At 63.8% G+C, this 14,826-nt stretch carries 16 protein-coding genes; 8 read left to right on the forward strand and 8 right to left on the reverse strand.

What is annotated here, in order from left to right:
* Positions 1–125: 125 nt before the first annotated feature.
* From M653_RS0124740 to M653_RS0124750, 3 genes are all read right to left on the reverse strand, one after another.
* Positions 126–776 carry a dihydrofolate reductase family protein gene (locus tag M653_RS0124740; protein ID WP_027145746.1) on the reverse strand — a complete coding sequence of 217 codons (651 nt, stop codon included), beginning with the start codon at positions 774–776 and terminating at the stop codon, positions 126–128.
* A gap of 109 nt (positions 777–885) precedes the next feature.
* Positions 886–1,722 carry a protein-L-isoaspartate O-methyltransferase gene (locus M653_RS0124745; protein WP_027145747.1) on the reverse strand — a complete coding sequence of 279 codons (837 nt, stop codon included), beginning with the start codon at positions 1,720–1,722 and terminating at the stop codon, positions 886–888.
* 54 nt (positions 1,723–1,776) lie between these two features.
* On the reverse strand, positions 1,777–3,141 hold the full coding sequence (locus tag M653_RS0124750; protein WP_027145748.1) for an Nramp family divalent metal transporter: 1,365 nt from the start codon (positions 3,139–3,141) through the stop codon (positions 1,777–1,779).
* A gap of 214 nt (positions 3,142–3,355) precedes the next feature.
* Here M653_RS0124750 and mntR point away from each other — a divergent pair, with 214 nt between their 5' ends.
* From mntR to M653_RS0124765, 3 genes are all read left to right on the forward strand, one after another.
* The gene (mntR, locus tag M653_RS0124755) at positions 3,356–3,805 is read left to right on the forward strand and encodes a manganese-binding transcriptional regulator MntR (protein ID WP_027145749.1); all 450 of its coding nucleotides are present in this window, start codon (positions 3,356–3,358) and stop codon (positions 3,803–3,805) included.
* 207 nt (positions 3,806–4,012) lie between these two features.
* Positions 4,013–4,201 (forward strand): hypothetical protein, encoded by a 189-nt coding sequence (locus M653_RS0124760; protein WP_027145750.1) that lies wholly within the window; start codon positions 4,013–4,015, stop codon positions 4,199–4,201.
* A gap of 26 nt (positions 4,202–4,227) precedes the next feature.
* Positions 4,228–5,061, forward strand: a complete 834-nt coding sequence (locus M653_RS0124765) for an alpha/beta hydrolase (RefSeq protein ID WP_027145751.1) — start codon at positions 4,228–4,230, stop codon at positions 5,059–5,061.
* A gap of 53 nt (positions 5,062–5,114) precedes the next feature.
* Here the strand turns inward: M653_RS0124765 and M653_RS1000000137805 are convergent, their stop codons facing one another.
* Together M653_RS1000000137805 and M653_RS1000000134680 are read right to left on the reverse strand one after the other, a co-directional pair.
* On the reverse strand, positions 5,115–5,597 hold the full coding sequence (locus tag M653_RS1000000137805; RefSeq protein ID WP_245262311.1) for a hypothetical protein: 483 nt from the start codon (positions 5,595–5,597) through the stop codon (positions 5,115–5,117).
* On the reverse strand, positions 5,501–7,183 hold the full coding sequence (locus M653_RS1000000134680) for a hypothetical protein (RefSeq protein ID WP_245262313.1): 1,683 nt from the start codon (positions 7,181–7,183) through the stop codon (positions 5,501–5,503). The genes M653_RS1000000137805 and M653_RS1000000134680 overlap by 97 nt, the downstream gene beginning before the upstream one ends.
* A gap of 190 nt (positions 7,184–7,373) precedes the next feature.
* Between M653_RS1000000134680 and M653_RS0124775 the strand changes: the two genes are divergently transcribed.
* The 3 genes from M653_RS0124775 to M653_RS0124785 all read left to right on the forward strand — a co-directional run bounded on the left by M653_RS0124775 (position 7,374) and on the right by M653_RS0124785 (position 9,913).
* Positions 7,374–8,276, forward strand: coding sequence for a neutral zinc metallopeptidase (locus M653_RS0124775; RefSeq protein WP_027145752.1), 903 nt, complete (start codon positions 7,374–7,376; stop codon positions 8,274–8,276).
* A gap of 154 nt (positions 8,277–8,430) precedes the next feature.
* Entirely contained in the window at positions 8,431–9,696 is a 1,266-nt protein-coding gene (locus M653_RS0124780; protein WP_027145753.1) for a tetracycline resistance MFS efflux pump, read from the forward strand.
* Positions 9,680–9,913, forward strand: a complete 234-nt coding sequence (locus tag M653_RS0124785; RefSeq protein ID WP_027145754.1) for a hypothetical protein — start codon at positions 9,680–9,682, stop codon at positions 9,911–9,913. The genes M653_RS0124780 and M653_RS0124785 overlap by 17 nt, the downstream gene beginning before the upstream one ends.
* 38 nt (positions 9,914–9,951) lie before the next feature.
* Here the strand turns inward: M653_RS0124785 and carA are convergent, their stop codons facing one another.
* Positions 9,952–11,157, reverse strand: a complete 1,206-nt coding sequence (carA, locus tag M653_RS0124790; RefSeq protein WP_027145755.1) for a glutamine-hydrolyzing carbamoyl-phosphate synthase small subunit — start codon at positions 11,155–11,157, stop codon at positions 9,952–9,954.
* A gap of 275 nt (positions 11,158–11,432) precedes the next feature.
* Between carA and M653_RS0124795 the strand changes: the two genes are divergently transcribed.
* The gene (locus M653_RS0124795; RefSeq protein WP_023781512.1) at positions 11,433–11,882 is read left to right on the forward strand and encodes a GatB/YqeY domain-containing protein; all 450 of its coding nucleotides are present in this window, start codon (positions 11,433–11,435) and stop codon (positions 11,880–11,882) included.
* A gap of 59 nt (positions 11,883–11,941) precedes the next feature.
* Here M653_RS0124795 and M653_RS0124800 read toward each other — a convergent pair whose 3' ends face one another.
* Positions 11,942–12,868: a LysR family transcriptional regulator gene (locus M653_RS0124800; RefSeq protein ID WP_027145756.1), complete on the reverse strand. Its 927-nt coding sequence runs from the start codon at positions 12,866–12,868 to the stop codon at positions 11,942–11,944.
* 99 nt (positions 12,869–12,967) lie between these two features.
* Here M653_RS0124800 and M653_RS0124805 point away from each other — a divergent pair, with 99 nt between their 5' ends.
* The gene (locus M653_RS0124805; RefSeq protein ID WP_027145757.1) at positions 12,968–13,759 is read left to right on the forward strand and encodes an alpha/beta fold hydrolase; all 792 of its coding nucleotides are present in this window, start codon (positions 12,968–12,970) and stop codon (positions 13,757–13,759) included.
* A 27-nt stretch (positions 13,760–13,786) separates the two neighbouring features.
* On the opposite strand, the gene M653_RS0124810 is transcribed toward M653_RS0124805, so the two are convergent.
* A complete protein-coding gene (locus M653_RS0124810) occupies positions 13,787–14,770 on the reverse strand; it encodes a hypothetical protein (RefSeq protein ID WP_027145758.1) in 984 nt (327 codons plus the stop codon).
* Positions 14,771–14,826 lie beyond the last annotated feature (56 nt).

Consider the following 14,826-nt stretch of genomic DNA (forward strand, 5'->3'; position numbering starts at 1 on the left):
GTCGGGCGACTTCGCCAAGCCTCGAATCGGATGGCCATCCGGTTCGAGGCTCAGTCGCTCTTCTCGCACAAAGTTTCCTCCGTGCAGATACAAGGGGTGTTCCAGCTTGATGCCAGGGGTCGAACTCACTTCCAGTTCTTGCGCCGCTCGAGTTCGGCGTCGGAGGGCTTGCCCGTGACAAACGAGCCGACCTCGATTTCGCCCGCGCGCTCGTAGGTCGCCATGATGACGCCGGTGGTCGAAGCCTGCGATTTGACAAGCTTGAAGGCGGCCGGCATCGCGGCATCGCCGAACAGCCGCTTGCCCTTGCCCAGCAACAGCGGGAAGGTCATCAGCCGGATCTCGTCGATCAGCTCGTTGGCGAGCAAGGTCTGAATGAGATTGCCAGATCCCTGGATGAGCAGGTCAGGTCCATCTTCCTGCTTGAGGCTGCGCAAAGTCGCGATGATATCGGGCCCAAGCGCGTGCGTGTTCTGCCAGGTCAGAGTGTCCGGCCGATGCGTCGCCACATATTTGGTCGCGGGGTTGAAGGCATCCGCGATCGGATCTTTCTGGTACGGCCAATACGCGGCGAAGATGTCGTAGGTTCTGCGGCCGAGCAGCAGGGCGAAGGGTTTGGAAAATAGGTCATCCATTGCCGCGCCCGCCACCTCGTCAAAGTAGTGGAACGTCCAGCCGCCGAATTTGAAGCCGCCGACCGGATCTTCTTCCGGGCCACCGGGTGCCTGCATGACGCCATCGAGGCTGACGAAGGTTGCGGCGATGATCTTTCTCATTGTGCTCTCCCTTGCTTTCGTCCACGCCGTCGCGGCCGGACTTCGGTCCAAGGACGGACCAGCCGCGCCCATCCCGACAGCGGCCGCGAATCTGGTTCGCCATAGATACTCAATCACCGGCGCTCGGGGCTTCCGACGAGAACCAGACATGCTCGAAGATTGCGGTGGCGCTGCTGTCCGGCTGCCTGTCCTCGATCAGCCAGATCGAGCGGCTGCGCGTGGCCTCTTCGCGTGTCGGGATCTTCGCGGCGGAGTCGGCGGTCGACGCGCCGACACAAGGGATGAACCACGAGCGCATGAACGGGTGGCAGGCGAAGCCTTTTTCGCCGCGGGTCACCATCACCGCGAACGGAATGCGCTCGGCCGGACGCCACGGGAAGATCATGCGGCCGCCGGGGCGTAGCGCCTTCAGCCATCCGGCGGGAGGGGCCACGACACCGGCATTGACATAGATGATGTCGGATGGCGGCAGGGGCGAGGTCACGGCATCGCCATGGACAACAGTCGCATTGCCGTAGGCTTCGAGATTTCCGCGCGCCAGTTCGGCCATCTGATCGTCGAACTCGAAAGCAGCGACGGTGCCGCCGGGCGAAACCAGCGTGGCAAGCAAAGCCGTGTAGTAACCGCTGCCGGCGCCGACATGCGTGACGGCCTCGCCTGGCTTTGGCGCGAGTTTTCCGATCCATATGGCGTGCAGGAAGGGCTCGCCATTGTTGATGCCCTTGTCGGGATCGAGCGCCACGAGCACGTTCTGGTAGATGTGAGCCGGATCGGCGCTTGGTGTCGTGAGCGTGGCGTTGCCGGCAATGATCGTCCATGGCCCAGGACCGAGGAAGGCTTCGCGCGGCACGCTGGCGAACACGTCTTCCAGACGCGGGTCCGATGAGGCGGCGTTGGCCGCCATCAGCCGCGCATAAAATCTCCTGATGTCTTCGATGTTGCTCATGGCATCGGCAAAGATAGAGCGATCAGGCAGTTTGTCCCGGGATTAAACTGGCCTTCAACCAGCCCCGGACATGGTGTCGTAGAGCAGCTTGAAATTGAGCACCAGGATGATGGCCGCGACCACCCAGGCCAATGCCGCCACGCCGCGCGGGATGGCGAGGTTGCCCATCTTCTTCTTGTCGGAGACGAACTGCACCAGCGGGATGACCGCGAAGGGCAGCTGCATGGACAGGATCACCTGACTGAACACCAGCAGCTGGCCGGTGCCCTTCTCGCCATAGAGTGCGGTGACGACCACCACCGGAACGATGGCCAGGCCGCGCGTCAAAAGACGCCGTGCCCAGCTGGGGATGCGCAGGCGCAGAAAACCTTCCATGATGATCTGGCCGGCCAGCGTCGCCGTCACCGTCGAGTTGAGGCCCGAGGCCAGCAGTGCCACGGCAAACAGGATCGAGGCGATGCCCAAGCCAAGCAGCGGCGACAGGAGCTGGAAGGCCTGGTCGATCTCGGCGACATGATGGTGGCCGGTGTCGTGGAAGGCGACCGCCGCGACGATCAGGATGGCGGCGTTGACGAACAGCGCCAGCATGAGGGCGATGGTGGAGTCCATCGTCGCCCATTTGATGGCATCGCGCTTGCCCCCGTCGGTGCGTTCATAGGCGCGGGTCTGTACGATCGAGGAATGCAGATAGAGATTATGCGGCATCACCGTGGCGCCGATGATGCCGATGGCGATGTAGAGCATCGCCGGGTTGGTGACGATGTCGGAGGACGGCACGAACATCGAATGCAGGATCGTGCCGGCCGGCGGGGCGGCAACGAAGATCTGGATGGCAAAGCAGCTGAAGATGATGATCAGAAGCGCGACGACGAAGGCTTCCAGATAGCGGAAACCCTTGTTCATCAGGAGCAGCACCAGGAAAGCGTCGAGCGCGGTGAGCATGGCGCCGCCGATCAGCGGGATGCCGAACAAAAGCTGCAGCGCGATCGCGGTGCCGATCACCTCGGCGAGGTCGCAGGCGATGATGGCGAGCTCGCAGGCGATCCACAGCACGAAATTGACCGGGCGCGGGTAGTAAGCGCGGCAGGCCTGGGCGAGGTCGCGGCCGGTGGCGATGCCAAGCCGCGCGGCCAGCGCCTGCAGCAGGATCGCCATCAGGTTGGACAGCATGATGATGAACAAAAGCGTGTAGCCGAACTGGGCGCCGCCGGCGAGGTCGGTCGCCCAGTTGCCCGGGTCCATATAGCCGACCGAGACCATGTAGCCCGGGCCCATGAAGGCGAACAGCCGGCGGAACCAGACGCCTGACGTCGGCACCGCGATGGTGGAATTGACCTCGCGCAGGCTGGGCTGATCGTCTTCCTCCCGTCTGGCGAACCGCCATGCGGACCGGGGGGCTGTGACGTCTGCTTCTAACATGAAAAGGCTTTCCGCGGCTTCCGGAGGATACCCATAAGCTATGCCATGGCTCAACATTATGCAATAGGCTATATTTCATTGTCGGGGCTTGTTGCGAGGGCGGGCAACCGGAGACGCCGATTGCGCCTCTCGTGGAATGCAAATAAACGGCCTGAAGAATCAGAGCCCGTGCTATAAAAGCAGCGACGGCTAAACTTCCGAGGAGGAGCGCGCATTGGCGCTGAAGAACAGACCGGTCCCGCGTGAGCCGTTGCTCGATGCCGATATCCATTCGGAAGGATTCCGGCAGACGCGCGAAGCGCGCCGCAGCGCGCTGGTCGAGGATTATGTCGAGCTGATCGCCGACCTGATCGAGGACGGCAACGAGGCGCGCCAAGTCGACATCGCCGCTCGCCTCGGCGTCGCCCAGCCGACGGTGGCCAAGATGCTGACGCGGCTCTGCGCCGACGGGCTGGTGTCGCGGAAACCCTATCGCGGCGTGTTCCTGACCGAAGCCGGCCGCAAGGTCGCGGAGGAAAGCCGCATTCGCCACCAGACGGTGGAAGCCTTCCTGCGCTCCCTCGGCGTCAGCGCCGAGACGGCGCGCATCGACGCCGAGGGCATCGAGCACCATGTCAGCGCCGAGACGCTGGAAGCGTTCCGCAAGGCGATGACGGCCCGCTGAAAGGCGCTTCATTGCCGAGTTTCGAACACGTTGCAGCATGTCGCGGCGAATAGGATTCGCCCGATCTGCCGTAAGCTTCTGATTTGATCCATGTCGCTATCCCGGAACCGAGGACACTTCCGGGCGACATGCTTTAGCTGCTGGAACCGTCGGCGCTTATGCGCGTTGGCTCTCATCGCGCGCTTGTTGCGCGCCAGGGAGGAAGCCATGGGCGTCGAGCAGGCACCGACCGCAAAAGGCAAGCAGGCAGCCACGGGATTGAAACAGGCGGCCGCCAAGGACGAGCGCAGGACCGAGGCCGAAACCGGACATCCGCTGAAGAAAGGCGCCGATCGTTTCGAGGAACGCTCGAAGAGCTCGGACGGCAAGAGCGCCGGCGCCAAGCAGAAAGAGTAGGCGGCGGTAGTTCCGGATCGATGCAGATGACGATCGAGTGGTGCCCGCCCGAACGCTTTGTCTTTCAAGGACATTCCATCGCCTGGGGCGTGATGGGGGAAGGACCGCCCGCCATCGTTCTCCATGGCACGCCCTTCTCCTCGGTCGAGTGGCGCCGTATCGCGCCATGGCTCGCCAAGCACCGACGCGTCCACTATTTCGACATGCTTGGCTATGGCTGGTCGGACAAGCCGGACGGCGACGTGTCGCGCGGCATCCAGAACGAACTGTTCGCGGCGCTCTATGCCCACTGGAAGCTGGAACGGCCCGATGTGGTCGCGCATGATTTCGGCGGATCGACCGCTCTGCGCGGTCATCTGCTCAACGGGTTGGATTTCGGCTCGCTGGTGCTGATCGATCCGGTGGCGATCAGCCCGCAAGGCTCGCCGCTCGTCCAGGCAGCCAAACAGAACGAGAAGGTTTTTGCCGGGCTGCCCGCCTATGTTCACGAAGCGATCTTGCGCGCCTATGTCAACGGCGCGACGTACAATCCGTTACGCAAGGACGAGATGCAGGCCTATCTGCGTCCATGGCTTGGCGACGAGGGCCAGAAGGCATTCTGGAGGCAAGTCGCACAGATGGATGACAAATACACCGAGGAGGTGGAGTGGCGATATGGCGAAATCCGGTGTCCGGTCACCATCCTGTGGGGCGACAATGACGATTGGATCCCGGTAAAGGACGGCCGGGAGCTGGCGCGGCGCATTCCCGGCGCGACGTTTCAGACAGTCCCTGATGCCAAGCATCTCGTCCAGGAAGATGCGCCAGAAGCGATCGCCGCTACGGTCCTTCAGTTCTGGCGAAGCATGGAAGCCGGCTAGGCCTGTTCGGAAGGAAGGTTTACTCCGGGGCTTTTGTCCAGTCCCCGGACGGCTCACTCGCTGACATCCTGTTTCCAGCTGCGCGGATGGCCGTCGACGCGGAACTGAAAAATGAAATAGGGCGGGATGCAGGTGCCTTCGCCAGGCTTGGCCTCGGGTAGATCCTCATAGCCGGCGGTGCAGATATAGTCCTCGCGGCAGGGATGCGCCTTGTCGCAGGCGCGCAGACCGGCGGTCTTGGTGAATTCCCTGGTGCAGAATTTATGGTCCTTGCCGGACGCGATGCAGTCGTTGAAGCCGGTCTTGGCTAGACGACCGCAACTTGCCTCGTCGGGGAGCTTGTCGCAGCCCGCCTTGCGCAGCATGCCGCCGGGAAAGCCGCCGGTCTTCTGGTCGGGATTGTCGTAGCGCTGGCGTGCCGCGCCATAGCCGGCGAGCTTCACCACCGGCTTCTTGTCGCGCGCCGGGTCGATGCCACAATCCTTGGCGGTGGCGGGCGACAGGCGGCAATACCGGTCGCTGCCCCAGGTCGACATCCTGATCTCGCCGAATTCCACGGGGTCGCCGACCGCAATGCCTTTTTCGCTGACGCAGGTGCCGAAGCCCGGATGGATGGCGCTTTCGTGGACACCGGCGCAGCGCAGACCGGCACCGCAGGTCCAGTCCTTGAAGCTTTCATCCTCGCCGCGATAGCAATAGAGCCCCAGCCATTGTAGAGGTCGGTGCCCTTCAGCGCCTCGGCGTAGCGGGCATCGGGGCGGGCGGCGAAGCCCCTGGTGAAATCGGGGTAGCCGCCGACGGCGAATTCCTCGACGACGGCGTGGCGGCGCGGCAGGTCGGCGAAGAAGACGGCAGAGCCCGGCACGAAGACGGCGTTGCGGCGCGGCTCGCTGGCCGGATCGGCGCCGGTGTAGTGGAAGCCGGCGATGCCATGCGTCTGGTGGCAGCCGGTGCAGGATATCTCATTGAGGCGCAGGTTGAAGCCGGCGACCGATTTGATGGTGGCGAGCGTGTTGCCCCTGGCGACATAGTCCTTCAGCGCCTTGTCGATGTCGGCGTCGTCGATCAATCCATAGACGATGTTGTTCTGCGAGCGGCTCAGGCCGCCGGGCGCCACCGACACAGCGCTCCTGGCCAGGAATTTCTCGTCGACGACCAGCCGGCCATGGTCGAGGTCATAGATGTTGCGGTCGGTGAGCAGCCATTTGGCGAAGGCTGGCCTGTCGGCCAGCACGGTTGACCGGTCGATCTCGTTTTCCATCCTGGCTTCATAGAAGCTCGACTTCTCTGGATCCCATTTGAAGATCTTCAGGAGATATTCGGCATGGCCGCCGAAATCGCGCCGTGTGGAAGCCGACAGCCTGAGCACCTGCATGTTGAGCTCGATCCGCATGATCTGCGAGGAATTCAGCATGGCGCCCGACAGCGGGCCTTCGTCGGAGCGCAGCCAGGCGGCGAGCTGTTCCGGCGGCAGGTCCTTTCGACCGGCGGCCAGCCAGCGCCGGGCGACGTCCGCGCAGGACGCGTCGGTGGCGCTGGGCAGGTTCTTCGAAGCGCGGGCCTGCGCCTTCCCGGGCTTGGCGTTGAAGACCAGGCTCATGGTCAACGGCAGGCGTGACGAAATACGCTGGCCGGGCTTGCCCTTCACCGGTTTTTCCTCGACCGAGTAGTGGAAGCGGTAGATCAGCCGGATCTCGCCGCACTCGGTGTGGCCGAGATAACCTCGGTCCATGCGGTTGACGACGCCGGTCAGGTCGAGCGTCGAGCCGTCGTCGTCTATGTACTTGGGATTGAATTTCTGGCTGGTGTCATTCGATTTCGCCATGGCCGCGACATAGGGGTCGGGGCTGGTCTTCGGCTCGTCGGCGATCTCGCGCTTGACGATGTCGCGCACCGTCGTCAGCGCCGGCACCGAAAACAGGCCGCGATTGTCCACGTCGCGGGTCAGGCCGAGGGCGGGGCCGAGCAGGCGGCTGATCGACAGGCCGCCACGCTCCAGCGCCTGCAAGGTGGCGGGATCGGTGACGGCGACGCTGGAATCGAGCGTCACGGCGCCGGCATTTTCGAGCCCGAGCCACAGCAACGCCACCAGCAGCGACAGGAAACCCCTGATCGTCCTCAAGCCTCGAACCCCCGATGCCAGCGATGCTACAGGCCTTGTGCGCTCCCGGCCAGTGTGGTGAAACGGCGATGCCCAGCGCTATCCTGGCCAGGAAAAATCCTGTGACTTGGAGCAACCATTGCGATAATTGTTTGTTGGGTTGAGCCGGCCTTGCCGGAGCAATGGGAAGTTTGCAGCGCGAGGAGTTGCCATGCTCTGGAGAGGCCGTCGTCAGAGTGACAATATCGAGGACGACCGCAGCGATGGTGGCGGCGGCGGGATCGGTGGTGGTGGCGGCCAGTTCCGCATCCCGATCGGTGGCCGCGCCGGTGGCGGCGGCAGCATATTCCTCGTCATCCTGGTGGTGCTGGCTGGTTGGTATTTCGGCTTCGATCCCTCAACAATCCTCGGCGGCGGCGACGGCGGCCAGATATCGGACAATAGCGGCGGCCAGGACAGCAGCGGCACACCCGCCAATGACGAGATGAAGCAGTTCGTGGCGACCGTGCTCGCCGAGACCGAGGACACCTGGACCGGTATCTTCAAGTCGCAAGGCCTGACCTATGAGGACCCCAAGCTGGTGCTGTTTTCCGGCCAGGTTCGCTCGGCCTGCGGTTTTGCTTCCGCCGCGGCCGGACCGTTCTATTGTCCGGGCGACCACAAAGTCTATCTCGACATGACCTTCTTCCAGCAGCTCGACCAGCAGTTCGGCGCTTCAGGCGAGTTCGCCCGTGCCTACGTCATCGCGCATGAGGTCGGTCACCACGTGCAGAACCTCACCGGTATCATGGGTAAGTTCAACCAGATGCGCCAAGGCATGAGCGAAGCCGATGCCAACCAGCTGTCGGTGCGCATCGAGCTGCAGGCCGACTGCTTCGCCGGCGTGTGGGCACACTACACCGGGCAGAAGGGCATATTGGAGCAGGGCGACTTCGAAAGTGCGCTGAACGCGGCCAAGCAGATCGGCGACGATACGCTGCAGAAGAAGATGCAGGGCTATGTCGTGCCGGAAAGCTTCAACCACGGCACCTCGCAGCAGCGGCAGACCTGGCTGACGCGCGGCTACAAGAGCGGCAAGCTGTCGGACTGCAACACGATGAGCGGTTCGCTCTAAGCAGTCGTTTTCGGATAAGGACCCGGCAGCAAGACGCCGTCAGGGAGTGTCAGGATCAAAGCTTCCTGCCTGTTCCCGCATTGTTCCTTTCCGCTGGCTCGCCTATAAGGTGCGTCCGCCCGCGCCCCAGGCGGCCAGAGGAGCTTGACCCATCATGATCGACCCCAAGACCGCCAGGCGGGGCCTCGCGCTCGTTTTCACCACGCTGCTGCTCGACATTATCGGCTTCGGCATGATCATGCCGGTATTGCCGGCTTTTCTCAGGGAATTGACCGGCGTCGGCATCAGCGAAGCGGCGATCGAGGGCGGCTGGCTGTTCTTCGTCTATGCGGCCATGCAGTTCTTTTTCGCGCCCATCATGGGCGGCCTGAGCGACCGGTTCGGGCGGCGGCCGATCCTGCTCGCCTCGGTGCTGACCTTCTCCATCGACAATTTGATCTGCGCGATCGCCTGGTCCTATCCGATGCTGTTCATCGGGCGTGTGCTGGCCGGCATTTCGGGCGCCAGCTATTCGACGACGTCGGCCTTCATCGCCGACATTTCGAACGACGAGAACCGGGCGAGGAATTTCGGCCTGCTCGGCATTGCGTTCGGCGTCGGTTTCGTCATCGGGCCGGTGCTGGGCGGCCTGCTCGGCACGTTCGGCCCGCGCGTGCCGTTCTTTTGCGCCGCTGGGCTGGCCTTCGTGAACTTCCTGATCGCGATGTTCTTCCTGCCCGAAACGCTCGATGAAAAGCATCGCCGCCGCTTCGAGTGGAAACGCGCCAATCCGGTCGGCACGCTCCTGCAGATGCGCCAGTATCAAGGCATCGGCTGGATCGGGCTGGTCTTCTTCCTGATGACGCTCGGTCACATGATGTATCCGGCGGTGTGGTCGTTCGTCTCCAACTACCGCTATGGCTGGAGCGAGCAGCAGATCGGCTTCTCGCTCGGCGCTTTCGGCCTGTGCGGGGCGATCGTCATGGGCACGGTGCTGCCGCGCGTCATCCCCAGGCTCGGCGAGTGGAGAACGGCGGTCATCGGCCTGACGTTCACGGCGGCCAGCGCCTTCGGCTATGCCTTCGCCTCGCAAGGCTGGATGGTCTACGCGGTGATCGTCGTCGGCTGCCTGGAAGCGCTGGCCGATCCGCCGCTCAGAAGCCTCGCCGCCGCCAAGGTCCCGCCTTCGGCACAGGGCGAGTTGCAAGGCGCGATGACCTCGATCTTCTCGATCACCTCAATCATCACGCCACTGCTCTATACCGCGATCTTTTCCTGGTTCACCGGGCCAAGCGCACCCGTCACCTTCGGCGGCGCGCCGTATCTGGTCGGTGCGTGCTTCCTGATGCTGGCGGTCATCGTCTTCGTTACCAAGGTGGCAAGACCGTCGCCACTCAGCAGCACCTCGACCGATGTGGCCGAGGATGGAGCACAGGCATGACAGTTGCATTCACGCTGACCACGGATGGCGTATCGCCGGCGGCGGCGATCCTGCCAGTGTCGCCATCGTCTGTGCGCTGCGCCATCCGGCCCGGGTGGTGCCTGGTTCGATGAAGGCGGAACGGTTGGCCGCCGTGGTCAAGGTGCCGGAGATCAGCCTCGACCGCCAGCAACGGTTCGCCATCCTGGCGGCGAGCGAAGGGCGGCCGGTGGCGTAAGTTTGGACCGTTCGCGACGGGAGGCGCGAGAACGCCTCTTAAGCTCGTTCCACCAGCAATTCCTCGCCGCGCTTCTGGCGGATCAGGTTGACGAAGCGGCGGAACAGATAGTGCGAATCCTGCGGGCCGGGCGAGGCCTCGGGGTGATGCTGGACCGAGAATACCGGACGGCCGGTCAGCGCGATGCCGCAGTTCGAGCCGTCGAACAGCGAGACATGGGTTTCCTCGACGCCCGCGGGCAGCGAGTCGGCATCGACGGCAAAGCCATGGTTCATCGAGACGATCTCGACCTTGCCTGTCGTGTGATCCTTGACCGGATGATTGGCGCCGTGATGGCCCTGGTGCATTTTGGCGGTCTTGCCGCCCAGCGCCAGCGCCAGCATCTGATGGCCAAGGCAGATGCCGAACACCGGGATGTCGGTCTTGAGCAGGTCCTGGATGACCGGCACGGCATAGTCGCCGGTGGCTTCCGGATCGCCGGGGCCGTTGGAGAGAAAGATGCCGTCCGGCTGCATGGCGAGGATTTCTTCCGCGTCGGTCTTGGCGGGAACGACGGTGACCTTGGCGCCGAGGCCGGCAAGCAGCCGCAAGATGTTGCGCTTGACGCCGTAGTCGATGGCGACGACATGCAGCGAAGGCTCGGCCTGTTCGCCAAAGCCTTCGTTCCACACCCATGGCGTCTCGCGCCAGACCGAGGACTGGCCCGACGTGACCTCCTTGGCGAGATCGAGCCCGATCAGGCCCGACCATGCGGCGGCGCGACGCTTCAGATCGTCGAGGTCGAAGACGCTGTCCGGCGCATGCGCGATGACAGCGTTGGGCATGCCCTTCTCGCGGATCAGCGCGGTGAGCGCGCGGGTGTCGATGCCCGAGAGCGCGACGATGCCGCGCTTCTTCAGCCATTGGTCGAGGTGGCCGGCGGTGCGGTAATTGGACGGGTTGGTGACATCGGCCTTGAACACGGCGCCGACAGCGCCGGCGCGGGCGGCCGGGTTGAGGTCTTCGATGTCCTCGCCATTGGTGCCGATATTGCCGATATGCGGGAAGGTGAAGGTGACGATCTGGCCGGCATAGGACGGGTCGGTGAGGATTTCCTGGTAGCCGGTGAGTGCGGTGTTGAAGCAGACTTCGGCGACGGCGGAGCCGGTGGCGCCGAGGCCGCGACCCTCGATGACGGTACCGTCCGCCAACACCAGAAGGGCGGTCGGCTTTTCAGTGGCCCAGGCGGGCGTCATCTCGGCCATGGCGGCACTCCTATCAGGCCGCGCGCTTCCATAGCCCGGCGGGCCTTCGCGCGGCAAACGGCGCGAAGCGGCGAATTCGCGGCCTCCACGCACCCAAGCTTCAGTTCATGCAAGGCCCAGTACATAGGGGAAGGGGGCAGGGCGGTCAATGATCATGCCAAATGCCGTCGCGATTTATTTCATTGAGGAATATCATAGGCTTGCCCTGGCATATCAGGGTTTGCGTTGACTTGCTCCCGGCGCTATTGTCCGCGCCGACCGAAGGAGAGAGAGCAATGCGCGCGAAAATCGCCGAATCCCTGAAGACCGCGATGAAGGCGCAGGACAAGCACCGGCTGCCGACATTGCGGCTGATCCAGGCCGCCATCCACGACCGCGACATCGCCAATCGCGGTGCCGGCAAGGAACCCGCCAGCGATGAGGAAATCCTGCAGATCCTGGCCAAGATGGTGAAGCAGCGCGAGGAATCGGCCAAGGCATTCGAGGACGGCAAGCGGCCGGAACTGGCGGCGCAGGAACGCGGCGAGATGGAGATCATCCGCGGCTTCCTGCCGACGCAGCTCGACGATGCGGCAGTCACGGCGGCGGCGCGCGAGGCGATTGCCGCGACCGGTGCGGCCAGCCAGAAGGACATGGGCAAGGTGATCGCCGCGCTGAAGCAGAAATATGCCGGCCAAATGGATTTCGGCAAGGCGAGCGGCATCGTCAAGGGGTTGCTGCAGTAGGGCTTTTACCGTCGCGTCAGCGACTTCCAACGGCCCACTCGACGCCAAGCCGCGGCTTGCTATTGGGCCGATTCCCGAGGCTCCAACGCGCGGCGCAATGCCGGCGCTTCCTGCTGGATATGGTCCCACAGGCGGTTGGCGATCGGCCCGTGCGGCCGGTCGCGGCGGCGCGCCACCACCAATTCGTCGGTGCGGCCCGGCAGGTGACTGCCGGCAATGGACAGTAGCTGTCCGCCGCGCAGCTCTTCCGCGATCAGGAAATGGGGTAGGTGGCCCCAGCCGAGCCCTTGCAGGATGATTTCCTTCTTCATCGCCTGATCGGGGACCATGCATTGCGGCGCCCCCTCGACCACGAAATAGTCCTGTCGTGGCGAATGCAGGGCGGTGTCGCGCATCACGCATTGGGTGAATACCTGCATCTCCTCCAGTGTGACCGGTCGTTCGATGCGCTCGGGCAGGAAGCCCGGCGCCACCACGGGAATGAACGGCACCTTGCTGAGGTCGATCCACTCGATCCGTGCGTCGCCCTTGTCGATCCAGTGCAGGATGAGATCGGCCTTGTCGTCGAAAAGGCGCTCCCACGGGCCGCCGACGGCTTCGAAATGGAGATGCAGCCGGGTGCCGGGGCACTGGGCGAAGAACCGCCCGAGCATGCCCAGCACCTGCGGGCGCGGGCAGATGTCGCCGATCACGACGTGGATTTCGCTTTCCTCGCCCATCGACAGCTGGGCGGCATGGACGCGCAGGCCTTCCAGTTCGCGCAGCAGCGATTGCGCGCGTCGATGGAAAGACAGCCCCGCTTCGGTCGCACGCACACGGTAGCCGCTGCGATCCAGCAGGACGAGGTCGAGCTGGCGTTCTAGCCTGGCGACGGCGGCGAACACCGCCGGATGCGAGCGGTGGAGCATTGCCGCGGCAGGCTGAAAGCCGCCGGTGCGGATCACGGCGTCGAAGCACTGGAGGTCGTGCAAGGTGAATTCGGCCATGTCAGCTTTGATTACAGAGATTGTCCTATCTTTGTAATATCACCAAAACCNGGCCACAGCTACGCTTTGCCTCATTCACCGTTCCAAGAGGATTTCATCATGAGTGAGCTGAATTTCGTGACTGTCGGCGACGGCACGCGCATCGCCTATCGCTTCGACGGCGATGCCGGGAAGCCTGTGCTGGTGCTGTCCAACTCGATCGCCACCACGCTGCATATGTGGGATGGGCAGGTCGGCGAATTGTCCAGGCATTTCCGCGTTCTGCGCTACGACTTTCGCGGCCATGGCGGGTCGAGCACGCCAGTCGGCGCCTATTCACTCGACCGGCTTGGCCGCGACGTGATCGAACTCATCGATGCGCTCGGCCTTGGGCGCGTGCATTTCCTCGGCCTGTCGCTGGGCGGTTTCGTCGGGCAGTGGCTCGGCATCAACGCGCGCGAGCGGATCGACCGGCTGATCCTGAGCAACACCTCGTCCCATCTCGGGCCGGCAAGTTATTTCGACGAGCGGATTGCCGTCGTGCGACAGGCGCCGGACATGTCGGAAACCGCCGACGTGTTCCTCAACAACTGGTTCCCCGCGGACATGGTGGCGGCCAACGAACCCGTCATCGAGGAATTCCGCGCTATGCTGCTTGCGATCGACCGGCAAGGCCTGGCCGGCCTGTTCGCGGCGGTTCGCGATGCCGACCTTCGCCGCACGGTGGCGCTGATCTCCCGGCCGACGCTGGTGATCGCCGGCGAGCACGACACGGTGACGGCGGCGGGCCACAGCGAGCTGATCGCGGCCGCGGTGCCCGGCGCGAAGTTTGTCGTGCTGCCCACGGTCCACCTGTCGAACGTGGAATACCCCGCCGAGTTCATGCAGGCCGTGCTCGATTTCCTGCGCTGACCCGGAGCAGGGCGCCGTGGGTACGTCTCACGGCTCCTTGCAGATCGGCAGCGGCTGCGCAGGTGGTGCGGGATGATCCTTCTTGTACTGGGCGATGACAGGCTCGAGCATTTTTCGCGGCCAAAATTTCGGCTTGCCGATTTCCTTCAGGCACGATGCGTTCCAGTAGGTGCCTGAAGCGGAATGGCCGCTGGCAACGGCGGCGATATCGCGCGATTCCGGATAGATGTAGAGCGTCGTCGGATTGTCCTTCACCATCGAGATGAGTTGCGCGGCATCGGCCGGCGACCAGCTGGTGCAGCCATTGCTGCGTCCGCCGGCATAGTCCACCAGTTTGCCGAACGGCACGAAGCCGTCATGGTCGGCATAGGAACTGTTCGGGATCTTGCGCATGCACATGCCGCGCAGCACCTGTGCCGCGTGGCCGCCGATCACGCGCTGCCTTGCGTTGGCGGCTTCGCCTTCACCGTCGAACTGGATGAATGTGCGCTGGAAAGCCACGTCCTGTTTCGCACCAGTGCGATAAAAGCCCTTGAACGAGGTTTTCGCTTCGCGGGTCATGTAGGCGCCGCCGGCGGTCAGTTCCGAATCCATGGCATTGCCGAAGTTCTTCGCGCAGCGCCTGCCGTTCGAAAAATCGACGTTGCCTTTCAGGTTCCGGCCGCCGCCGTGACCCGACGAAATCGCGCGAAACGACTGGCTGGCTTCGCATACGACATAGTAGCGGCGCCCGAGCACGCCATTGCCCAGATCGCCGGGACGGGTGGCATCCATGGCGAAGTAGCAGGGGTTCCGGACGGCGCCCTGCGCCACCTTCTTCAGGTAAAGCGCGCGGGCCCGCTCCAGCACGACTTGTGAGATCTGGCCACCGCCGTTGCCGACATGGGCCTCCAGCCAGGCCGGAACGGCCGATGGCGCGGCAAAGGACCGGGCCGATGCCATCAAGGCAACGATGATGACAAGAAGACTGAGGGTGACGACGACACCCAGCGGGACAGATCTCAACCGCACCGTACCCATTCTCCTGCCGAAGCCCTTTGTGATTCCCCGCGGAATCACCAGAGGAC

The organism is Mesorhizobium sp. WSM3626 (assembly GCF_000513935.1).
GTDB lineage: Bacteria > Pseudomonadota > Alphaproteobacteria > Rhizobiales > Rhizobiaceae > Mesorhizobium > Mesorhizobium salmacidum.

Coding starts and splice junctions, on each gene's coding strand:
- M653_RS0124740 (WP_027145746.1), bottom strand. CDS start 776: ATGAGAAAGATCATCGCCGCAACCTTCGTCAGCCTCGATGGCGTCATG.
- M653_RS0124745 (WP_027145747.1), bottom strand. CDS start 1,722: ATGAGCAACATCGAAGACATCAGGAGATTTTATGCGCGGCTGATGGCG.
- M653_RS0124750 (WP_027145748.1), bottom strand. CDS start 3,141: ATGTTAGAAGCAGACGTCACAGCCCCCCGGTCCGCATGGCGGTTCGCC.
- M653_RS0124760 (WP_027145750.1), top strand. CDS start 4,013: ATGGGCGTCGAGCAGGCACCGACCGCAAAAGGCAAGCAGGCAGCCACG.
- M653_RS0124765 (WP_027145751.1), top strand. CDS start 4,228: ATGACGATCGAGTGGTGCCCGCCCGAACGCTTTGTCTTTCAAGGACAT.
- M653_RS1000000137805 (WP_245262311.1), bottom strand. CDS start 5,597: ATGTCGACCTGGGGCAGCGACCGGTATTGCCGCCTGTCGCCCGCCACC.
- M653_RS0124775 (WP_027145752.1), top strand. CDS start 7,374: ATGCTCTGGAGAGGCCGTCGTCAGAGTGACAATATCGAGGACGACCGC.
- M653_RS0124780 (WP_027145753.1), top strand. CDS start 8,431: ATGATCGACCCCAAGACCGCCAGGCGGGGCCTCGCGCTCGTTTTCACC.
- M653_RS0124785 (WP_027145754.1), top strand. CDS start 9,680: ATGGAGCACAGGCATGACAGTTGCATTCACGCTGACCACGGATGGCGT.
- carA (WP_027145755.1), bottom strand. CDS start 11,157: ATGGCCGAGATGACGCCCGCCTGGGCCACTGAAAAGCCGACCGCCCTT.
- M653_RS0124795 (WP_023781512.1), top strand. CDS start 11,433: ATGCGCGCGAAAATCGCCGAATCCCTGAAGACCGCGATGAAGGCGCAG.
- M653_RS0124800 (WP_027145756.1), bottom strand. CDS start 12,868: ATGGCCGAATTCACCTTGCACGACCTCCAGTGCTTCGACGCCGTGATC.
- M653_RS0124805 (WP_027145757.1), top strand. CDS start 12,968: ATGAGTGAGCTGAATTTCGTGACTGTCGGCGACGGCACGCGCATCGCC.